11 protein-coding genes are annotated in these 14,170 nt (G+C 70.8%); 8 read left to right on the forward strand and 3 right to left on the reverse strand.

The genetic code is table 11. The features are described 5' to 3' along the window. Positions 1-74: 74 nt before the first annotated feature. Positions 75-1,205: a site-2 protease family protein gene (locus AWQ71_RS12510; protein WP_067131783.1), complete on the forward strand. Its 1,131-nt coding sequence runs from the start codon at positions 75-77 to the stop codon at positions 1,203-1,205. 377 nt (positions 1,206-1,582) lie between these two features. Continuing rightward, positions 1,583-3,139, forward strand: a complete 1,557-nt coding sequence (locus AWQ71_RS12515; RefSeq protein ID WP_067131785.1) for an FHA domain-containing protein — start codon at positions 1,583-1,585, stop codon at positions 3,137-3,139. 73 nt (positions 3,140-3,212) lie between these two features. Here the strand turns inward: AWQ71_RS12515 and AWQ71_RS12520 are convergent, their stop codons facing one another. Then, on the reverse strand, positions 3,213-3,818 hold the full coding sequence (locus AWQ71_RS12520) for a TetR/AcrR family transcriptional regulator (RefSeq protein ID WP_067131788.1): 606 nt from the start codon (positions 3,816-3,818) through the stop codon (positions 3,213-3,215). A gap of 58 nt (positions 3,819-3,876) precedes the next feature. Between AWQ71_RS12520 and AWQ71_RS12525 the strand changes: the two genes are divergently transcribed. Beyond that, positions 3,877-4,785 (forward strand): carbohydrate kinase family protein, encoded by a 909-nt coding sequence (locus AWQ71_RS12525; protein WP_067131791.1) that lies wholly within the window; start codon positions 3,877-3,879, stop codon positions 4,783-4,785. A gap of 29 nt (positions 4,786-4,814) precedes the next feature. Next, complete coding sequence (locus AWQ71_RS12530) at positions 4,815-6,041, forward strand: aminotransferase class III-fold pyridoxal phosphate-dependent enzyme (RefSeq protein ID WP_067131794.1); 1,227 nt, start codon at positions 4,815-4,817, stop codon at positions 6,039-6,041. An 18-nt stretch (positions 6,042-6,059) separates the two neighbouring features. Here the strand turns inward: AWQ71_RS12530 and AWQ71_RS12535 are convergent, their stop codons facing one another. Further along, positions 6,060-7,157 carry a GNAT family N-acetyltransferase gene (locus tag AWQ71_RS12535; protein ID WP_067131797.1) on the reverse strand — a complete coding sequence of 366 codons (1,098 nt, stop codon included), beginning with the start codon at positions 7,155-7,157 and terminating at the stop codon, positions 6,060-6,062. Positions 7,158-7,290: 133 nt separating this feature from the next. Between AWQ71_RS12535 and AWQ71_RS12540 the strand changes: the two genes are divergently transcribed. The 4 genes from AWQ71_RS12540 (at position 7,291) to dop (ending at position 13,099) form a co-directional block, all read left to right on the forward strand. Beyond that, positions 7,291-8,154, forward strand: coding sequence for a tRNA (adenine-N1)-methyltransferase (locus AWQ71_RS12540; RefSeq protein WP_067131800.1), 864 nt, complete (start codon positions 7,291-7,293; stop codon positions 8,152-8,154). A gap of 205 nt (positions 8,155-8,359) precedes the next feature. Next, positions 8,360-10,123, forward strand: coding sequence for a proteasome ATPase (arc, locus tag AWQ71_RS12545; protein ID WP_067131803.1), 1,764 nt, complete (start codon positions 8,360-8,362; stop codon positions 10,121-10,123). Positions 10,124-10,311: 188 nt separating this feature from the next. Next, positions 10,312-11,499, forward strand: a complete 1,188-nt coding sequence (locus tag AWQ71_RS12550; protein WP_245658245.1) for an acyltransferase family protein — start codon at positions 10,312-10,314, stop codon at positions 11,497-11,499. A gap of 82 nt (positions 11,500-11,581) precedes the next feature. After that, the gene (dop, locus tag AWQ71_RS12555; protein ID WP_067131808.1) at positions 11,582-13,099 is read left to right on the forward strand and encodes a depupylase/deamidase Dop; all 1,518 of its coding nucleotides are present in this window, start codon (positions 11,582-11,584) and stop codon (positions 13,097-13,099) included. A gap of 18 nt (positions 13,100-13,117) precedes the next feature. On the opposite strand, the gene AWQ71_RS12560 is transcribed toward dop, so the two are convergent. Then, positions 13,118-13,993, reverse strand: a complete 876-nt coding sequence (locus AWQ71_RS12560) for a serine/threonine-protein kinase (RefSeq protein ID WP_067131811.1) — start codon at positions 13,991-13,993, stop codon at positions 13,118-13,120. Positions 13,994-14,170: the final 177 nt, after the last annotated feature.

The raw sequence follows: 14,170 nt of genomic DNA on the forward strand, positions 1-14,170 counted from the left end.
CGGCCCGTGTCAGGCGTGGCCTGCGGCCACCCCGCGGCGCGTACCATCGAGGCCAAGGAGGGAAGACGACCACCATGAGTACCCCTGTGAATGGCTCCCCCGGCCTGCGGATGGGACGGCCGTTCGGCATCCCGGTCTACGTCTCGCCGACCTGGCTCCTCGTGGCCGCCTTCATCACCTGGAGCGCCGAACCGTGGTTCGCGGCCTACCTCCCCGGATACGGCCGCCCCGCCACGTACGCGGTGGCGCTGCTGTTCGCGGTGCTGCTCTATCTGTCGGTGCTCGCGCACGAGCTGGCCCACTGCGTGGTCGCCAAGCACTACGGCTACCCGGTGCGCAGGATCGTCCTCTACATGCTCGGCGGCGTCTCGGAGATCGAGCGCGAGCCGGACACCCCGGGGCGTGAGTTCCTCGTCGCGGCGGCCGGCCCGGCGCTCTCGCTGGGCCTCGGCGGCCTTGGGTACCTGCTGCTCACCTTCGCCATGCCGCCCGAGGGCCTCTTCTACGTACTCGTTTTCCAGCTCACCGGGGCCAACCTGATCGTCGGGGTCTTCAACCTGGTGCCCGGCCTCCCGCTCGACGGCGGCCGCATCCTGCGGGCGGGTGTGTGGAAGATCACCCGCAACCCCGTCAGCGGCACCGTGGCCGCCGCCTGGGTCGGCCGGGGCCTCGCCGTCGTCATGATCGCCTGGCCGCTCCTGACGTCCGTCATGACCGGGCAGGAGATGGACATCCCGCTCTTGCTCTGGTCGGTCATCCTGGCCTCGTTCATCTGGATGGGCGCCACGCAGTCGCTGCGGGTGGCCCGGGTGCGCGCCCGCCTTCCCCACCTCCGCGCCCGCACCCTCGCCCGCCGCGCGGTGCCGGTGACCGCCGAGGTGCCGCTGTCGGAGGCGCTGCGCCGGGCGCAGGACGCGGGCGCCGGAGCCATGGTCGTGGTCGACCACGAGGCCCGCCCGGTGGGCATCGTCAACGACGCCGCGGTGAACGCGACGCCGGAGCACAGGCGGCCCTGGGTGAACGTCGGAGCCCTGGCCCGCAGCCTGGAGCCGTCGCTGGTGCTCGGGGCCGACCTGGAGGGCGAGCCGCTGCTCGACGCCATGCGCGGCAGCCCGTCGGGGGAGTACCTGCTGGTCGAGCGCGGCGGCGAGATCTACGGCGTGCTCGTCACCTCCGACGTGAACCGGGTGTTCTCCGGAGTCTGACGGCGCGTCCGGCCGCGGACGCCGATCCGACCTCCCCACTCGTCTAGTGGGGGCAGGTGCGACTAGTGTTCTGATCAAACCGATCAGGAGCGTGCAGTGGCCAGCCCTCAAAGCGTCGGCGCGCCGACCCGCGAGCCATTCGGCGTCGTGCCCGCGCCCCGCACGGCGGCGGGCCGATCGGATGTCCGGGCGCGGGCGTCCGGGAGCGGATGGCCTCAGGAAGGCTGTATGCCGTTCTTTTTGCTACGTTCTGGGGTGATCGACCTGGTGTCGCCTTCGGTCACGTTCCGGGCCCCGCCCCCCGCGGACGGATTCCCGGTGAGCGCGCCGATGCCGGTGCCGTTCAACTGGTGGGGTTTCCGGAAAGGGAGAGTTCAGTGACGGAACAGGGCGTGGGAGTGGTCCGCCCGCTGCCGGGAGATGGCGTCGTCGCTCATGTGAACGGCCTGCTGCTGGTCTGCGGAGCCGAGGACCAGCCGGTCGATGAGCTGCTCGCGGCGCTACGCGAGACCGCGACCTCCGGCGGGGACGGCCGGGCGCTGGCGCGCCGGGTCGCCCAGGTCCTGGCCGGGACGATGGACCGGACCACGGGCGAGCCGGTCGCCTGCGCGATCGCCGGCCCGACCGACGGCGGCGTCGCGGTCCTGGTCAGCGGCGCGGCCGAGGCCAGCGTGCGCGGCGGGCCCGACGGCGACGTCCATCTTGCCGGGCGTGACGCGCTCACCTGGACCGACCGCCTGGTGCGCGGCCCGGTGACGTCGATCGAGCTGCGCCTCCCCGGCGCCGGCCCCTCCAGCCCGTACGCGCGGCTGGACGGCGGCGTGGTGACGGGCGCCGGCCTGGTCCAGGATTTCACCGAGACCGGAGGGGTCGCCTTCCCGCCGCCACCGCCGAGGCGGCAGCCGACGCCGGCTCCGGTGGCGCCGCCGGCGCCCGAGCCGATCGTCGCGCGCGAGCCGGTCGTTCCGCCGCCGTCGCCCTTCGCGCCGATGGAGCCGCCGTTCCCGCCCGGGGAGCCGCACCGGGAGCCGCAGGCGCCGCCGTCGCCCTTCCCCAGGACCGACCCCGACCGCGACTCGGGACCGTTCGCCCCGGTGACGCCCGACCCGCTGCCGTACTCCATCGCGCCGAACGACTCCGGCCCCTACCCGGCGCCGTTCGCCGAGGCGTCGCCGTACCCCGCGCCGCCCGTGCCCGGCCCGGAGATCTCCGGCCCGCCGTCCGGTCCGATCCTGGGGCTCGGCCCCGGCCCGATCGGCGAGGCGTTCCCGGGCCACTCCACCGGCCCGCAGCCGGAGCTGGGGTCCTTGGGAGGCAACGAGGACGAGGGGTCGTTGTACGACAGCGGAGGGTTCGAGCCGTTCCTGGGCTCTTCCCCGGCCGGTTCGTCGTCGGCGCCGCCAGAGGAGGAGGTGGGGGACTCCACCCAGCTCGACTCCACGCCGTCGTCGGACCCGATGCCCATGGTCTACGGCGTCGACTGCAAGAACGACCACTTCAACGACCCGCGGGCGCAGTTCTGCGCGGTCTGCGGCGTTCCCGTCCCCGGGCACGTGCTCGTGCCGTACAAGGGGGCGCGGCCGTCGCTCGGGGTGCTGGTGCTCGACGACGGCGTCACACTGAGCCTCGACTCGGACTACGTGCTCGGGCGCGACCCGGAGCGGGCGCCCGAGGCGCAGTCGGGTGAGGCGCGCCCGGCCAGGGTGACCAGCCCCGACGGTTCGGTGTCGCGGCGCCACCTGCGGATCACGCTCGACGGCTGGGACGTCACGCTCGTCGATCTCGGTTCGGTCAACGGCACCCAGATCCAGCCGCCGGGCGACCCGAACTTCTACGACATCCCGCCGAACGAGGTCGTCGCCATCGCTCCGGGCACGACCGTGCGGATCGGGGTCTCCCGCACCATGCGCTACGAGCCGCGCCGTACGGCCTGAGCCGGCAGGGCCCGTTCCGCGGGCCCTCGGCGTCGCGCTCCCGGGATCATCGTGCCCCGGGGGCGCGCGGGCGTCAGCGGCCGGCGAGCCGGTCCAGCTCGCGGAGGATGAGGCGTTCGAGCCGCTCCGGGGACATCCGGTCGGGGTAGAGGAGCCGGTGCGCGCTGAGCCCGTCGACCAGCGCGAGCAGCCGCTCGGTCACGTCGTCGAGGTCCTCGCCGAGGTCGGCGGCCGCGCGGATCTCTCCGGCCTCGGCCGCCGAGGAGAGCAGGCTGCGCACGAGGTAGCGCAGCTCGGCCGCGTCCTCACGCTGGAGGGCGAGGAGCGCCGGGCTGCTCAGGCCGCGTCCCCAGAAGCCGACCTCGAGGCCGGTCTCGGCGGCCCGCTCCTCGTCGAGTGGCAGGTTGTCCAGCAGGACCTCGCGCAGCGCGGCGAGGCCGGTGAGCCCGGCCAGCTTGTCCTTCAGCCGGTTGGCGATGCGGCGGTGCGAGTCGCGCAGGGCCGACAGGAGGATGTCGTCCTTGTCGGCGAAGTAGTGCGTGAGCACGCCGTTGGAGTAGCCCGCCTCCTTGGCGATCGCGCGGGTGGTCGCGCCCTCGACGCCGTCGCGCAGGATGACCCGCCGGGCCGCCGCCATCACCTCGTCCCGCCGCTCGGCGTGGTCCACGATCTTCGGCATCCCGATTCCCCCTTCGTCTGTTGACATTTTAGTCGGACGTCCGTCTATTATCCCGGGCATGACGGTCGTCACCCTCGGCGTCCACATCGTGGACGTACTGGCCCGCCCGGTCGAATCCATCCCTCAGGGCCAGGACACACATCTGCTCGAACAGATCCGCATCACGGCGGCCGGGGCCGCCGCGGGCACCGCGGTCGACCTGGCCGCGATCGGGCTCCCGGTCGCCTCCATGGGGGTGGTGGGCGACGACGAGCTCGGCGACTTCCTCGTCATGATCATGCGACGGCGCGGGGTGGACGTCTCCGGGATCGCCCGCAGGCCGGGCGAGCAGACCGCCGCGTCGATCCTGCCGATCCGGCCGGACGGCGGCCGCCCGTCCTTCCACGTGCCGGGGGCGAACCTCGGGCTGGCCACGGCCGACCTCGACAAGGACCGCGTCCTGGGGGCGTCCGTGCTCCACCTCGGCGGCATGGACGTCACCTGGGGCCTGCACGACCCCGCGTTCTTCGCCCTGCTGGACGAGGCCCGCGCGGGCGGCACGGTGGTCACGATGGACCTGCTGTCCAACATGCCGGACCTCGTCGCCGGCGCGCGGACCTTCCTTCCCCACGTCGACCACGTCCTGCCCAACGAGGAGCAGGCGCTCATGCTGACCGGCGCGGGCGACGTCGAGGAGGCGGCCGGCGCCCTGCTCGCCGCGGGACCGTCCGGCGCGGTGATCACGCTCGGTGGCGAGGGCAGCCTGGTGGCCACCGCCGGCGGCCGGGTCCGGATCCCCGCGCTCGACGTCCCGGTGGTCGACACCACCGGCTGCGGCGACGCGTACTGCGCGGGCTACATCGCCGGCCTCCTCGGGGGCCGCGACGCCGTCGGCGCCGCCCGGCTCGGCACCGCGCTCGCCGCCAGGGTCGCCGGAGGACTGGGCAGCGACGCGGGCCTCGCCGGGCTCGACCCGGCCACCCTGTGACCACCCCGACAGGACGAAGGAGCTCTCCCGTGACCGGATTCTCGGACGCGTCGCTGCGCGAACGCGCCGCCAAGGTCGTCCCCGGCGGCATGTACGGCCACCTCAACGCCGCCCTGCACGGCGACGCCTACCCCCAGTTCTTCGTACGCGGCGAAGGCGCCCGGCAGTGGGACGCCGACGGCCGCGAGTACGTCGACCTGATGTGCAGCTGGGGGCCGATGATCGTCGGGCACCGCAACCCCAGGGTCGAGGCCGCCGCCGCGGCCCAGCAGGCGCTCGGCGACTGCCTGAACGGCCCGGGTCCGGTCATGGTCGAGCTGGCCGAGCTGCTGGTCGACCTGATCCCGTCGGCGGACTGGGCGATGTTCTCCAAGAACGGCACCGATGCCACCACGCAGGCGCTCATGGTGGCCCGCGCGGCGACCGGGCGGACCAAGGCGCTGGTCGCGCACGGCGCCTACCACGGCGCGGACCCCTGGTGCACGCCCGGCCTGTCCGGCACCACCCCGAACCAGCGGGCCGACACCGTCGAGTTCACGTACAACGACCTGGCGAGCGCGGAGGCCGCGGCGGAGGAGGCGGGGGACGTCGCCGCGATCCTGGTGACCCCGTTCAAGCACGACTCGTTCGAGGACCAGGAGTTCGCCGAGGCGGACTTCGCCCGGGGGCTGCGCGCCCTCGCCGACCGGATCGGCGCCGCCCTGGTCATCGACGACGTGCGCGCGGGCTGGCGGCTCGACCTGCGCGGCTCCTGGGAGCCCTTCGGCGTCCGCCCGGACCTGACCGCGTGGAGCAAGGCGATGGCGAACGGCTTCCCGATCGCCGCCGTCACCGGTGTGGACGCCCTGCGCGGCCCGGCGCAGACGCTGTACTCCACCGGATCCTTCTGGTTCTCGGCGACCGCCATGGCGGCGGCCAAGGCGACCATCGAGATCCTGCGCGAGACCGACGGCCCCGCCCTCATGGAGCGCGCGGGGACCCGCCTGCGGGAGGGCCTGGCCGCGCAGGCGGCCTCCCACGGGTTCGTGATCAAGCAGACCGGCCCGGTGTCGATCCCCTGGTTGTCCTTCGCGGACGACGCCACCCTGGAGAAGGGCATGCGGTGGGCGGCCGCCTGCCTGAGCGAGGGCGTCTACCTCCACCCCTGGCACAACTGGTTCCTGTCCACCGCCCACACGGACGAGGAGATCGACCGCGCGCTGCTCGGCACCGACGCCGCCTTCGCCAAGCTCAGGGCGGCGTTCGGCGCCGACTGACGCAGTATCGGTCGGGGTTCAGCGGGTGCGCGACCACTGGATGTCGTCCACGCGGGTGCCGTCGGGGCCGGGCAGCAGGCCCTTGACGAGCACCTCCTGGACGAACCCCGCGCGCTCCAGCACCCGCTGCGAGGCCGGGTTGTCGGGCGCGGTGCCCGCGATGAGCCGGCGCAGCCGGGTGTGCGTGAACGCCCAGTCCGCGAGCAGGTCCACGGCGCGCGTGACCAGGCCGCGCCCGCGGAACTCGGGACGCAGGCCGTAGCCGATCATCGCCTGGTCGAGTGGCGGGACGACGTTCGCGAGCTGGATGTCGCCCGCGTACTCGCCGGTGACGGCGTCCCGGATCGCCATCTCGGCCGCGAGGCCGGCCAGCCACCGATGGCGGGCGTACCGGCAGCGCTCCTCGGACTCGGCGTACTGCGGCGGCTCCGGGGGCACGCGGCGCATGTAGATGTCGGGGAGGGACACCGTGGCGTTGTAGTCGCCGGCGTCCGCGACGGTGAGGGGCGTCAGCCGCACGACGCCGTCGGTCAGCTCGTCGCCGGGGAAGAAGGGCAGGTACGGCCGGATCGCGTCGCCGGGATCGGACGTCAGGCGGGCGAAGTACGCCACGTCGGCGCGCGAGCCGTCGCGCCGGTTCGACGCGCCGCGCAGCACCCCCTCGCGCCGGAAGCCCGCGGCGCATGCGACCCGCTGGCTGGCGATGTTCTCGACGTCGGCTTGCAGGGCGACCCGGGGGACGCCCTGGGCGAAGGCCAGCTCGGCCAGCGCCCGGGTGACGGCGGTGGCGACCCCGCGGCCGCGCGCCCACGGGGCCACCCAGTATCCGACCTCGCTGTTGCCGAACCGGTCGGCGGGCTTGAGCCCGGCCGCGCCGAGGAACTCGCCGGTGTCCGAATCGGTGATCGCGTAGTCCGCGCCCCCGCCCTCCCACGTCGCGCGGGAGATTTCGTTGATCCAGTTCAGTGCGTCCTCGCGGGTGTACGGCGACGGCATTACCGGGAGGAACCGGGCGGTCTCGGGGTTGTCGCAGGCCCGCGCGACCGCGTCGGCGTCGGCCTCCACGGCCCTGCGCAGCGTGTACGGCCCGGCGGAAACCATGTTTTCGGGGTACATACGGTGGTTCTACCAGCGTGAGCCGATTCGCCGCGACAGGGTTACGGACGCGGCGGCCCGGAAGACCGGGGGAGGAGACGGGGCGGGGCCGGGACGCGATTGGTACAGGTCGAACACGGATAGCCTTGGCGCCATGGGTTTTCGCAGGCACGGGCCGTTCCAGGCCGGAGATCAGGTTCAGCTCACCGATCCGAAGGACAAGCGGCACACGGTGACGTTGAAAGAGGGTGGCGTCTTCCACACCCACAAGGGCTCCATCCCGCATGACGACCTGATCGGGCAGCCCGAGGGCTCTGTGGTCCGCTCGTCGGGAGGCACCGCGTATGTCGCCTTCCGTCACCTGTTGCAGGACTACGCGGTGTCGATGCCGCGCGGCGCGGCGGTGGTCTATCCGAAGGACGCCGCGCAGATCGTCGCCATGGCGGACATCTTCCCCGGGGCCCGTGTGGTCGAGGCGGGGGTCGGCTCGGGCGCGCTGACGTGCTTCCTGCTGCGGGCCGTCGGCGCGGAGGGCTCGGTCACCTCCTACGAGCGGCGCGCCGACTTCGCCGAGGTCGCCACCAAGAACGTGGAGAAGTTCTACGGCGGCCCGATGAACCAGTGGCGGCTGGTGGTCGGCGACTTCGTCTCCGCCCTCGACGAGCAGGACGTCGACCGCGTCGTCCTCGACATGCTCGCCCCGTGGGAGTGCGTCGACGCCGCGGCCAAGGCGCTCACCCCCGGTGGCGTGATCTGCTGTTATGTCGCGACGACCACACAGCTCTCAAGAACCGTTGAAACCCTCAGGGAACACGGGAGTTTCACGGAGCCCCATGCGTGGGAGACCTTGGTTCGCGACTGGCATGTGGAAGGGCTCGCGGTACGCCCCGACCACCGCATGGTGGGGCACACCGGGTTCCTTGTCACGGCTCGCCGCATGGCGGACGGCGTCACGCCGCCGCCGAGGCGCAGGCGCCCCGCCAAGGGGGCGTACGGAGAGGGGACCGACTCGATATGACGATTCAGCCACAAACCGGCAAAACCGCGTGATTTGGGAACAACTAGGTGTGTCCCTAATGCTCACCTGAATAAACCGTCCATTCGGTGCTAAACACCGGACACCCGATGTAACTACACGAACACTGCCCGGCCAGGTTACGTACAGCGGCAAGATAGGTAGGGTCTTGAGTAGTCGTTCTCGACGGGGAAGGAGGTGACGGGGCGTGGCAGCTCGCGACGACGCTGAGGCTCGGGCCGCGCAGCGCGAACGGGAGGTCGCCGACCTCACAACGCAGGTCTCCTTCCTGCAGGAGGAGATCACCGCACTGCGGCGGAAGCTGGCAGAGTCCCCTCGCCAGGCCAGGGTCATCGAAGAGCGTCTCCATGAGGCACAGGCCCAGGTGGCCGCCCTCACTGGGCAGAACGAACGGTTGGTCTCGACACTCAAGGAGGCCAGAGACCAGATCGTCGCATTGAAGGAAGAGGTCGACCGGCTGGCGCAACCGCCGTCCGGGTTCGGCGTCTTCCTGGAGACGAGGGAGGACGGCACGATCGAGGTGTTCACCGGGGGCCGCAAGCTCCGGGTGAACGTCAGCCCGGCCGTGGACGTGGACTCGCTCCGGCGTGGCCAGGAGGTCATGCTGAACGAGGCGCTCAACGTGGTCGAGGTACTCGGCTTCGAAGACGTCGGCGAGATCGTCATGTTGAAGGAGCTCCTCGAGGACGGCGAGCGCGCGCTGGTGATCTCGCACGCCGACGAGGAGCGCGTGGTCAAGCTGGCTGACTCGCTGAAGGACCAGCCGGTCCGCGCCGGTGACTCGCTCCTGCTCGAACCTCGTTCCAACTATGTCTACGAACGCATTCCCAAGTCCGAGGTCGAGGAGCTGGTGCTCGAGGAGGTGCCGGACATCTCCTACGAGGAGATCGGCGGCCTCTCCCGGCAGATCGAGCAGATCAGGGACGCGATCGAGCTGCCCTACCTCTACGCCGACCTGTTCCGTGAGCACAAGCTCCGTCCGCCCAAGGGCGTGCTGCTGTACGGCCCGCCCGGGTGCGGCAAGACGCTCATCGCCAAGGCGGTCGCCAACTCCCTGGCCAAGCAGGTCGCGGAGAAGACCGGCCAGTCCGGCAAGAGCTTCTTCCTCAACATCAAGGGCCCCGAGCTGCTGAACAAGTACGTCGGCGAGACCGAGCGGCACATCCGCCTGGTCTTCCAGCGGGCGAGGGAGAAGGCGTCCGAGGGCACCCCGGTGATCGTGTTCTTCGACGAGATGGACTCGATCTTCCGCACCCGGGGGTCCGGCGTCTCCTCCGACGTCGAGAACACCATCGTCCCCCAGCTGCTGTCGGAGATAGACGGCGTGGAGGGCCTGGAGAACGTCATCGTCATCGGCGCGTCCAACCGCGAGGACATGATCGACCCGGCGATCCTGCGGCCCGGCCGCCTGGACGTCAAGATCAAGATCGAGCGGCCGGACGCCGAGGCGGCGCGGGACATCTTCTCCAAGTACCTCATCAGCGACCTGCCGCTGCACCCCGAGGACCTCACCGAGCACGGTGACAGCCGGGAGAGCACGATCGCGGAGATGATCCAGCGGGTCGTCGAGCGGATGTACACCGAGAGCGAGGAGAACCGCTTCCTCGAGGTGACCTACGCCAACGGCGACAAGGAAGTCCTCTACTTCAAGGACTTCAACTCCGGCGCCATGATCCAGAACATCGTGGACCGGGCGAAGAAGATGGCGATCAAGGAGTTCCTCGACACCAAGCAGAAGGGCCTGCGGATCGCGCACCTGCTGGCCGCCTGCGTGGACGAGTTCTCCGAGAACGAGGACCTGCCCAACACCACCAACCCCGACGACTGGGCCCGCATCTCCGGCAAGAAGGGCGAGCGGATCGTCTACATCCGCACCCTCGTGCAGGGCAAGCAGGGCACCGAGGCCGGCCGTTCGATCGACACGGTCGCCAACACCGGCCAGTACCTCTAGTCGCCGGCTCCGGTACACCGAAGGCCGGGAGGGGATCTCCCTCCCGGCCTTTCCGTATATCCGGAAGCGCGTCATTTAGGGTGAAATGTACTAATTTCCGGAAAGTGGCGTGAGGATTCCGGAAATTTCGGGGAACCGGGGAGATCGGATTTACGTCAAAGGGGCGTGATCTACCTAGGTGTGCGCCCGTGACGTATGTGCCTGCGCATGGTCCGGCCGCGGGCCGTACGACGAGGGGGCCACGCCTCGTCGAACTCGACGTGCTGCGTTTCATCGCCGCGTTCGCCGTCATGTCCTTCCATTTCATGGCGGCCAGCAAGTCGCTCTGGGACGACTACCCCACGGCACTGTTCTCGAGCGTCAACCGCGTCACGACACTCGGCATCCTCGGCGTCGAGCTGTTCTTCCTCATCAGCGGGTTCGTCATCCTGATGAGCGCGTGGGGGCACAGCCTCGGCGACTTCGTGGTCTCCCGGGTCTCCCGGCTGTACCCCGCGTACTGGTTCGTCGTGATCGCGCTCTTCGTGATGTACACGTTCGTCGGCGTGAAGGGCTTCGACCCCAAGCTGTCGCTCCGCGACTACCTGGTCAACATGACCATGCTGCAGGGCGGAACCGGCATCGGGCACGCGGGCGCCGTCTTCTGGTCGCTCTGGGTGGAGCTCAGGTTCTACATCCTGGTTGGCCTGTTCACGCTGGTCGGCATCACGCTGCGGCGATGCCTCGGCTTCATGGCGGCCTGGCTCATCCTTGTGGTCCTCGCCGAGGGCACCCACAACGACGTGCTGACCTTCCTGTTCATGCCCCGCCAGGCGCCCTACTTCATCGCCGGAATGGCGTTCTACCTGATCTACCGGTTCGGCTCCACGCTGGTGCTGTGGACCTTCGTGGGCGTGTCGTACGGGCTGTGCCTGCTCGCGGCCACCGAACGGATCAAGGGCCGGGTGGATATGATCGGGTTCGCGCACTATCCGGCTCCCCCGGAGGGCGCGATCATCGCGATCACGCTGATTTTCCTGCTGATCGCGGCGGTGGCGCTGGGCTGGCTCCGCTGGCTGCGGTGGCGGGCGCTGACCACCCTCGGCGCGCTCACCTACCCGCTCTACCTGATCCACCAGAACGTCTCGGCCGTGCTCATCCCCGGCCTGAAGGACTCGATCGGCCGCTGGCCGCTGGTGGGCCTCACCATGGCGACCTCGATCGCGGTCGCCTACCTCATCTACCGGCTGGTGGACCGGCCGGGACAGCGGTGGCTGCGGGCCGCCCTGGGCGCCTCGCTGGACCGGATCCGGCTGCGCGACGGGGTTTCCGCGACGCCCCCTCCCGCACCGGTGGCGGGGGCCGCTACGCAAACAAAGGAAGCATCTGTGCCGTAACTGTCCGGTAGCCGGGCATAGAGAAGAGGCTAGGCTCGGGGATATAACGGCGGAACGACGGCCTAAAGCAGGCGGGGTGCGCATGACGGTACGGCGGGTGATGGGCATCGAGACCGAGTACGGCATTGCCGTACCCGGGCAGCCGGGGGCGAACGCGATGGTGACCTCCTCACAGGTCGTCAACGCGTACCTTGCGGCCTCGGCCGCGAGAGCTCGCCGGGCTCGGTGGGACTTCGAGGAGGAGAACCCGCTCCGCGACGCCCGGGGGTTCGACCTCGCCAGGGAGGTGGCAGACCAGAGCCAGCTCACCGACGAGGACCTGGGCCTCGCCAACGTGATCCTGACCAACGGCGCGCGCCTGTACGTGGACCACGCCCACCCGGAGTACTCCACACCCGAGTGCACCAACCCGCGTGCCGTGGTGATCTGGGACAAGGCGGGGGAGCGGGTCATGTACGACGCCGCCGTCCGCGCCTCGGCGATGCCCGGCAACGCGCCCATCCAGCTCTACAAGAACAACACCGACGCCAAGGGCGCCTCCTACGGCTGCCACGAGAACTACCTGATGCGGCGGGCGACGCCGTTCGCCGACATCGTGCGGCACCTGACGCCGTTCTTCGTCTCGCGCCAGGTCGTCTGCGGCGCGGGCAAGGTCGGCATCGGGCAGGACTCGCGCGGCGAGGGCTTCCAGATCAGCCAGCGCGCCGACTTCTTCGAGGTCGAGGTCGGCCTGGAGACGACGCTCAAGCGGCCGATCATCAACACCCGGGACGAGCCGCACGCCGACCCGGAGAAGTACCGCCGGCTGCACGTCATCATCGGCGACGCCAATATGTCGGAAATTTCGACATATCTGAAGCTGGGGACGACGTCGCTGGTGCTCGCGATGATCGAAGACGGCTTCCTCACCCAGGACCTCTCGGTCGAGTCGCCGGTGGCGGCCCTTCGCGCGGTCTCCCACGACCCGACCTGCCGCTACGAGATCGCCCTGCGCAACGGCCGCAAGATGACGGCCGTCCAGCTCCAGATGGAGTACCTGGAGCAGGCCCGCAAGTACGTCGAGGACCGCTACGGCGCGGGCGTCGACGACATGACCAAGGATGTTCTCAACCGGTGGGAGTCGGTGCTCACCCGGCTCGCCGAGGACCCGATGCAGCTCTCGCGCGAGCTCGACTGGGTGGCCAAGCTCGAACTGCTGGAGGGCTACCGCACCAGGGACGGCCTGCCCTGGTCGCACCCGCGGCTCCAGCTCGTGGACCTGCAGTACACCGACATCCGGCCCGACCGCGGGCTCTACAACCGCCTGGTCGCGCGCGGCCGGATGCAGCGCCTCGTCGAGGAGCCGGACGTGGAGCGCGCGATCGAGCTGCCGCCCACCGACACCCGCGCCTACTTCCGGGGCCGCTGCCTGCGCCAGTACAGCGACTCCGTGGCGGCCGCGTCGTGGGACTCGGTCATCTTCGACATCCCCGGCAGGGAGTCCCTCCAGCGGGTGCCGACCCTGGAGCCGCTGCGCGGGACCAAGGCCCACGTCGGGGATCTGCTCGACCGCTGCCGCACCGCCGCCGCCCTCGTGGCGGCCCTGACCGGCGACAAGTGACGCCGGCCCGGCGAAAATCTACTTGGTAAAGGTGCGAGCCGGAGGAATTTCGGGCCGTCGGCCGGGCGGCGCCGCCGAGATGCCCAGCCGCCGGAGCACGCCGATCAGCAGCGAGACCGCCTCCTTGGCGGTCAGCCGGGCGTCCGGGTCCGGCCGCAGCAGGCCCTCGAGGACGGGGCGGAGCGGACCCGCACGGTGTGACGGCGCGGGTTCACTCCCCAGAGCGCGCACCAGATCGGCCAGCGACCTCGTCTCGCCGTACGGGGGGCGGCCCTCCACGGCGCGGTACAGCGTCGCCCCGAAGGACCACAGGTCCGCCGCCACGGTCGGCGCCGCGCCGGTCACCCGCTCTGGGGCCAGATAGGCCGCCGTACGGACGATCGGGAGCGTGGTCGAACCCGCGCCGTCGATCGCCGCCATCCCGAAGTCGGTCAGCACGACGCGGTCCTCGGTCAGCAGGACGTTCGCCGGCTCGATCGCCCCGTGGACCACGCCCGTCTCGTGGGCGTGCCGTACGCCGGAGAGGAGCTGGAACCCGACCCAGGCGGCCCAATGGGCCGGCAACTGGCCGAGGTGGCGGACCGTCTCCTCCAGGGTGAGGCCCTCGAGGAGCTCCGTGACGATCCACAGCCGGCCGTTGGCCTCCAGCAGGTCGTGCACGGTCACCACGCCGGGGTGGCTCAGCCGGGCGGCCGACCGGGCCTCGCGCAGCGCCCGCCGCCGCGCCGTCTGCAGGTCGGTCTCGTCCTCCTCGTGGGACGGCCGCAGCTCCTTGATCGCCACGTTGCGCCGCAGCCGCAGGTCATGCGCGTGCCACATGACCATCTCCCGCCCGCGGCGAACGGCGGAGAGCAGCCGATAGCGATCCCCCAGCAGTTCGTGATCCGTCCCCATGAGCCACCCCCTGACACGACACGGCCCCAATGTCTCCCGGATACATATTGTGGTCGTAAAAAGGATCACGGTTGTCCGGGGTACGGCCCCGGTGGGGGTAACGATCCGGTCTCCGCGATGATCTTGGCATGCCCGCCCGGCCTCCGCGGGCGGGACGCGGGCTTGCTTTCCGGCCGC

This window comes from Microtetraspora malaysiensis, from assembly GCF_001528665.1.
In the GTDB taxonomy this organism is placed as follows: Bacteria; Actinomycetota; Actinomycetes; order Streptosporangiales; family Streptosporangiaceae; genus Microtetraspora_A; species Microtetraspora_A malaysiensis.

Coding starts and splice junctions, on each gene's coding strand:
- AWQ71_RS12510 (WP_067131783.1), top strand. CDS start 75: ATGAGTACCCCTGTGAATGGCTCCCCCGGCCTGCGGATGGGACGGCCG.
- AWQ71_RS12520 (WP_067131788.1), bottom strand. CDS start 3,818: ATGCCGAAGATCGTGGACCACGCCGAGCGGCGGGACGAGGTGATGGCG.
- AWQ71_RS12525 (WP_067131791.1), top strand. CDS start 3,877: ATGACGGTCGTCACCCTCGGCGTCCACATCGTGGACGTACTGGCCCGC.
- AWQ71_RS12535 (WP_067131797.1), bottom strand. CDS start 7,157: ATGTACCCCGAAAACATGGTTTCCGCCGGGCCGTACACGCTGCGCAGG.
- AWQ71_RS12540 (WP_067131800.1), top strand. CDS start 7,291: ATGGGTTTTCGCAGGCACGGGCCGTTCCAGGCCGGAGATCAGGTTCAG.
- dop (WP_067131808.1), top strand. CDS start 11,582: ATGACGGTACGGCGGGTGATGGGCATCGAGACCGAGTACGGCATTGCC.
- AWQ71_RS12560 (WP_067131811.1), bottom strand. CDS start 13,993: ATGGGGACGGATCACGAACTGCTGGGGGATCGCTATCGGCTGCTCTCC.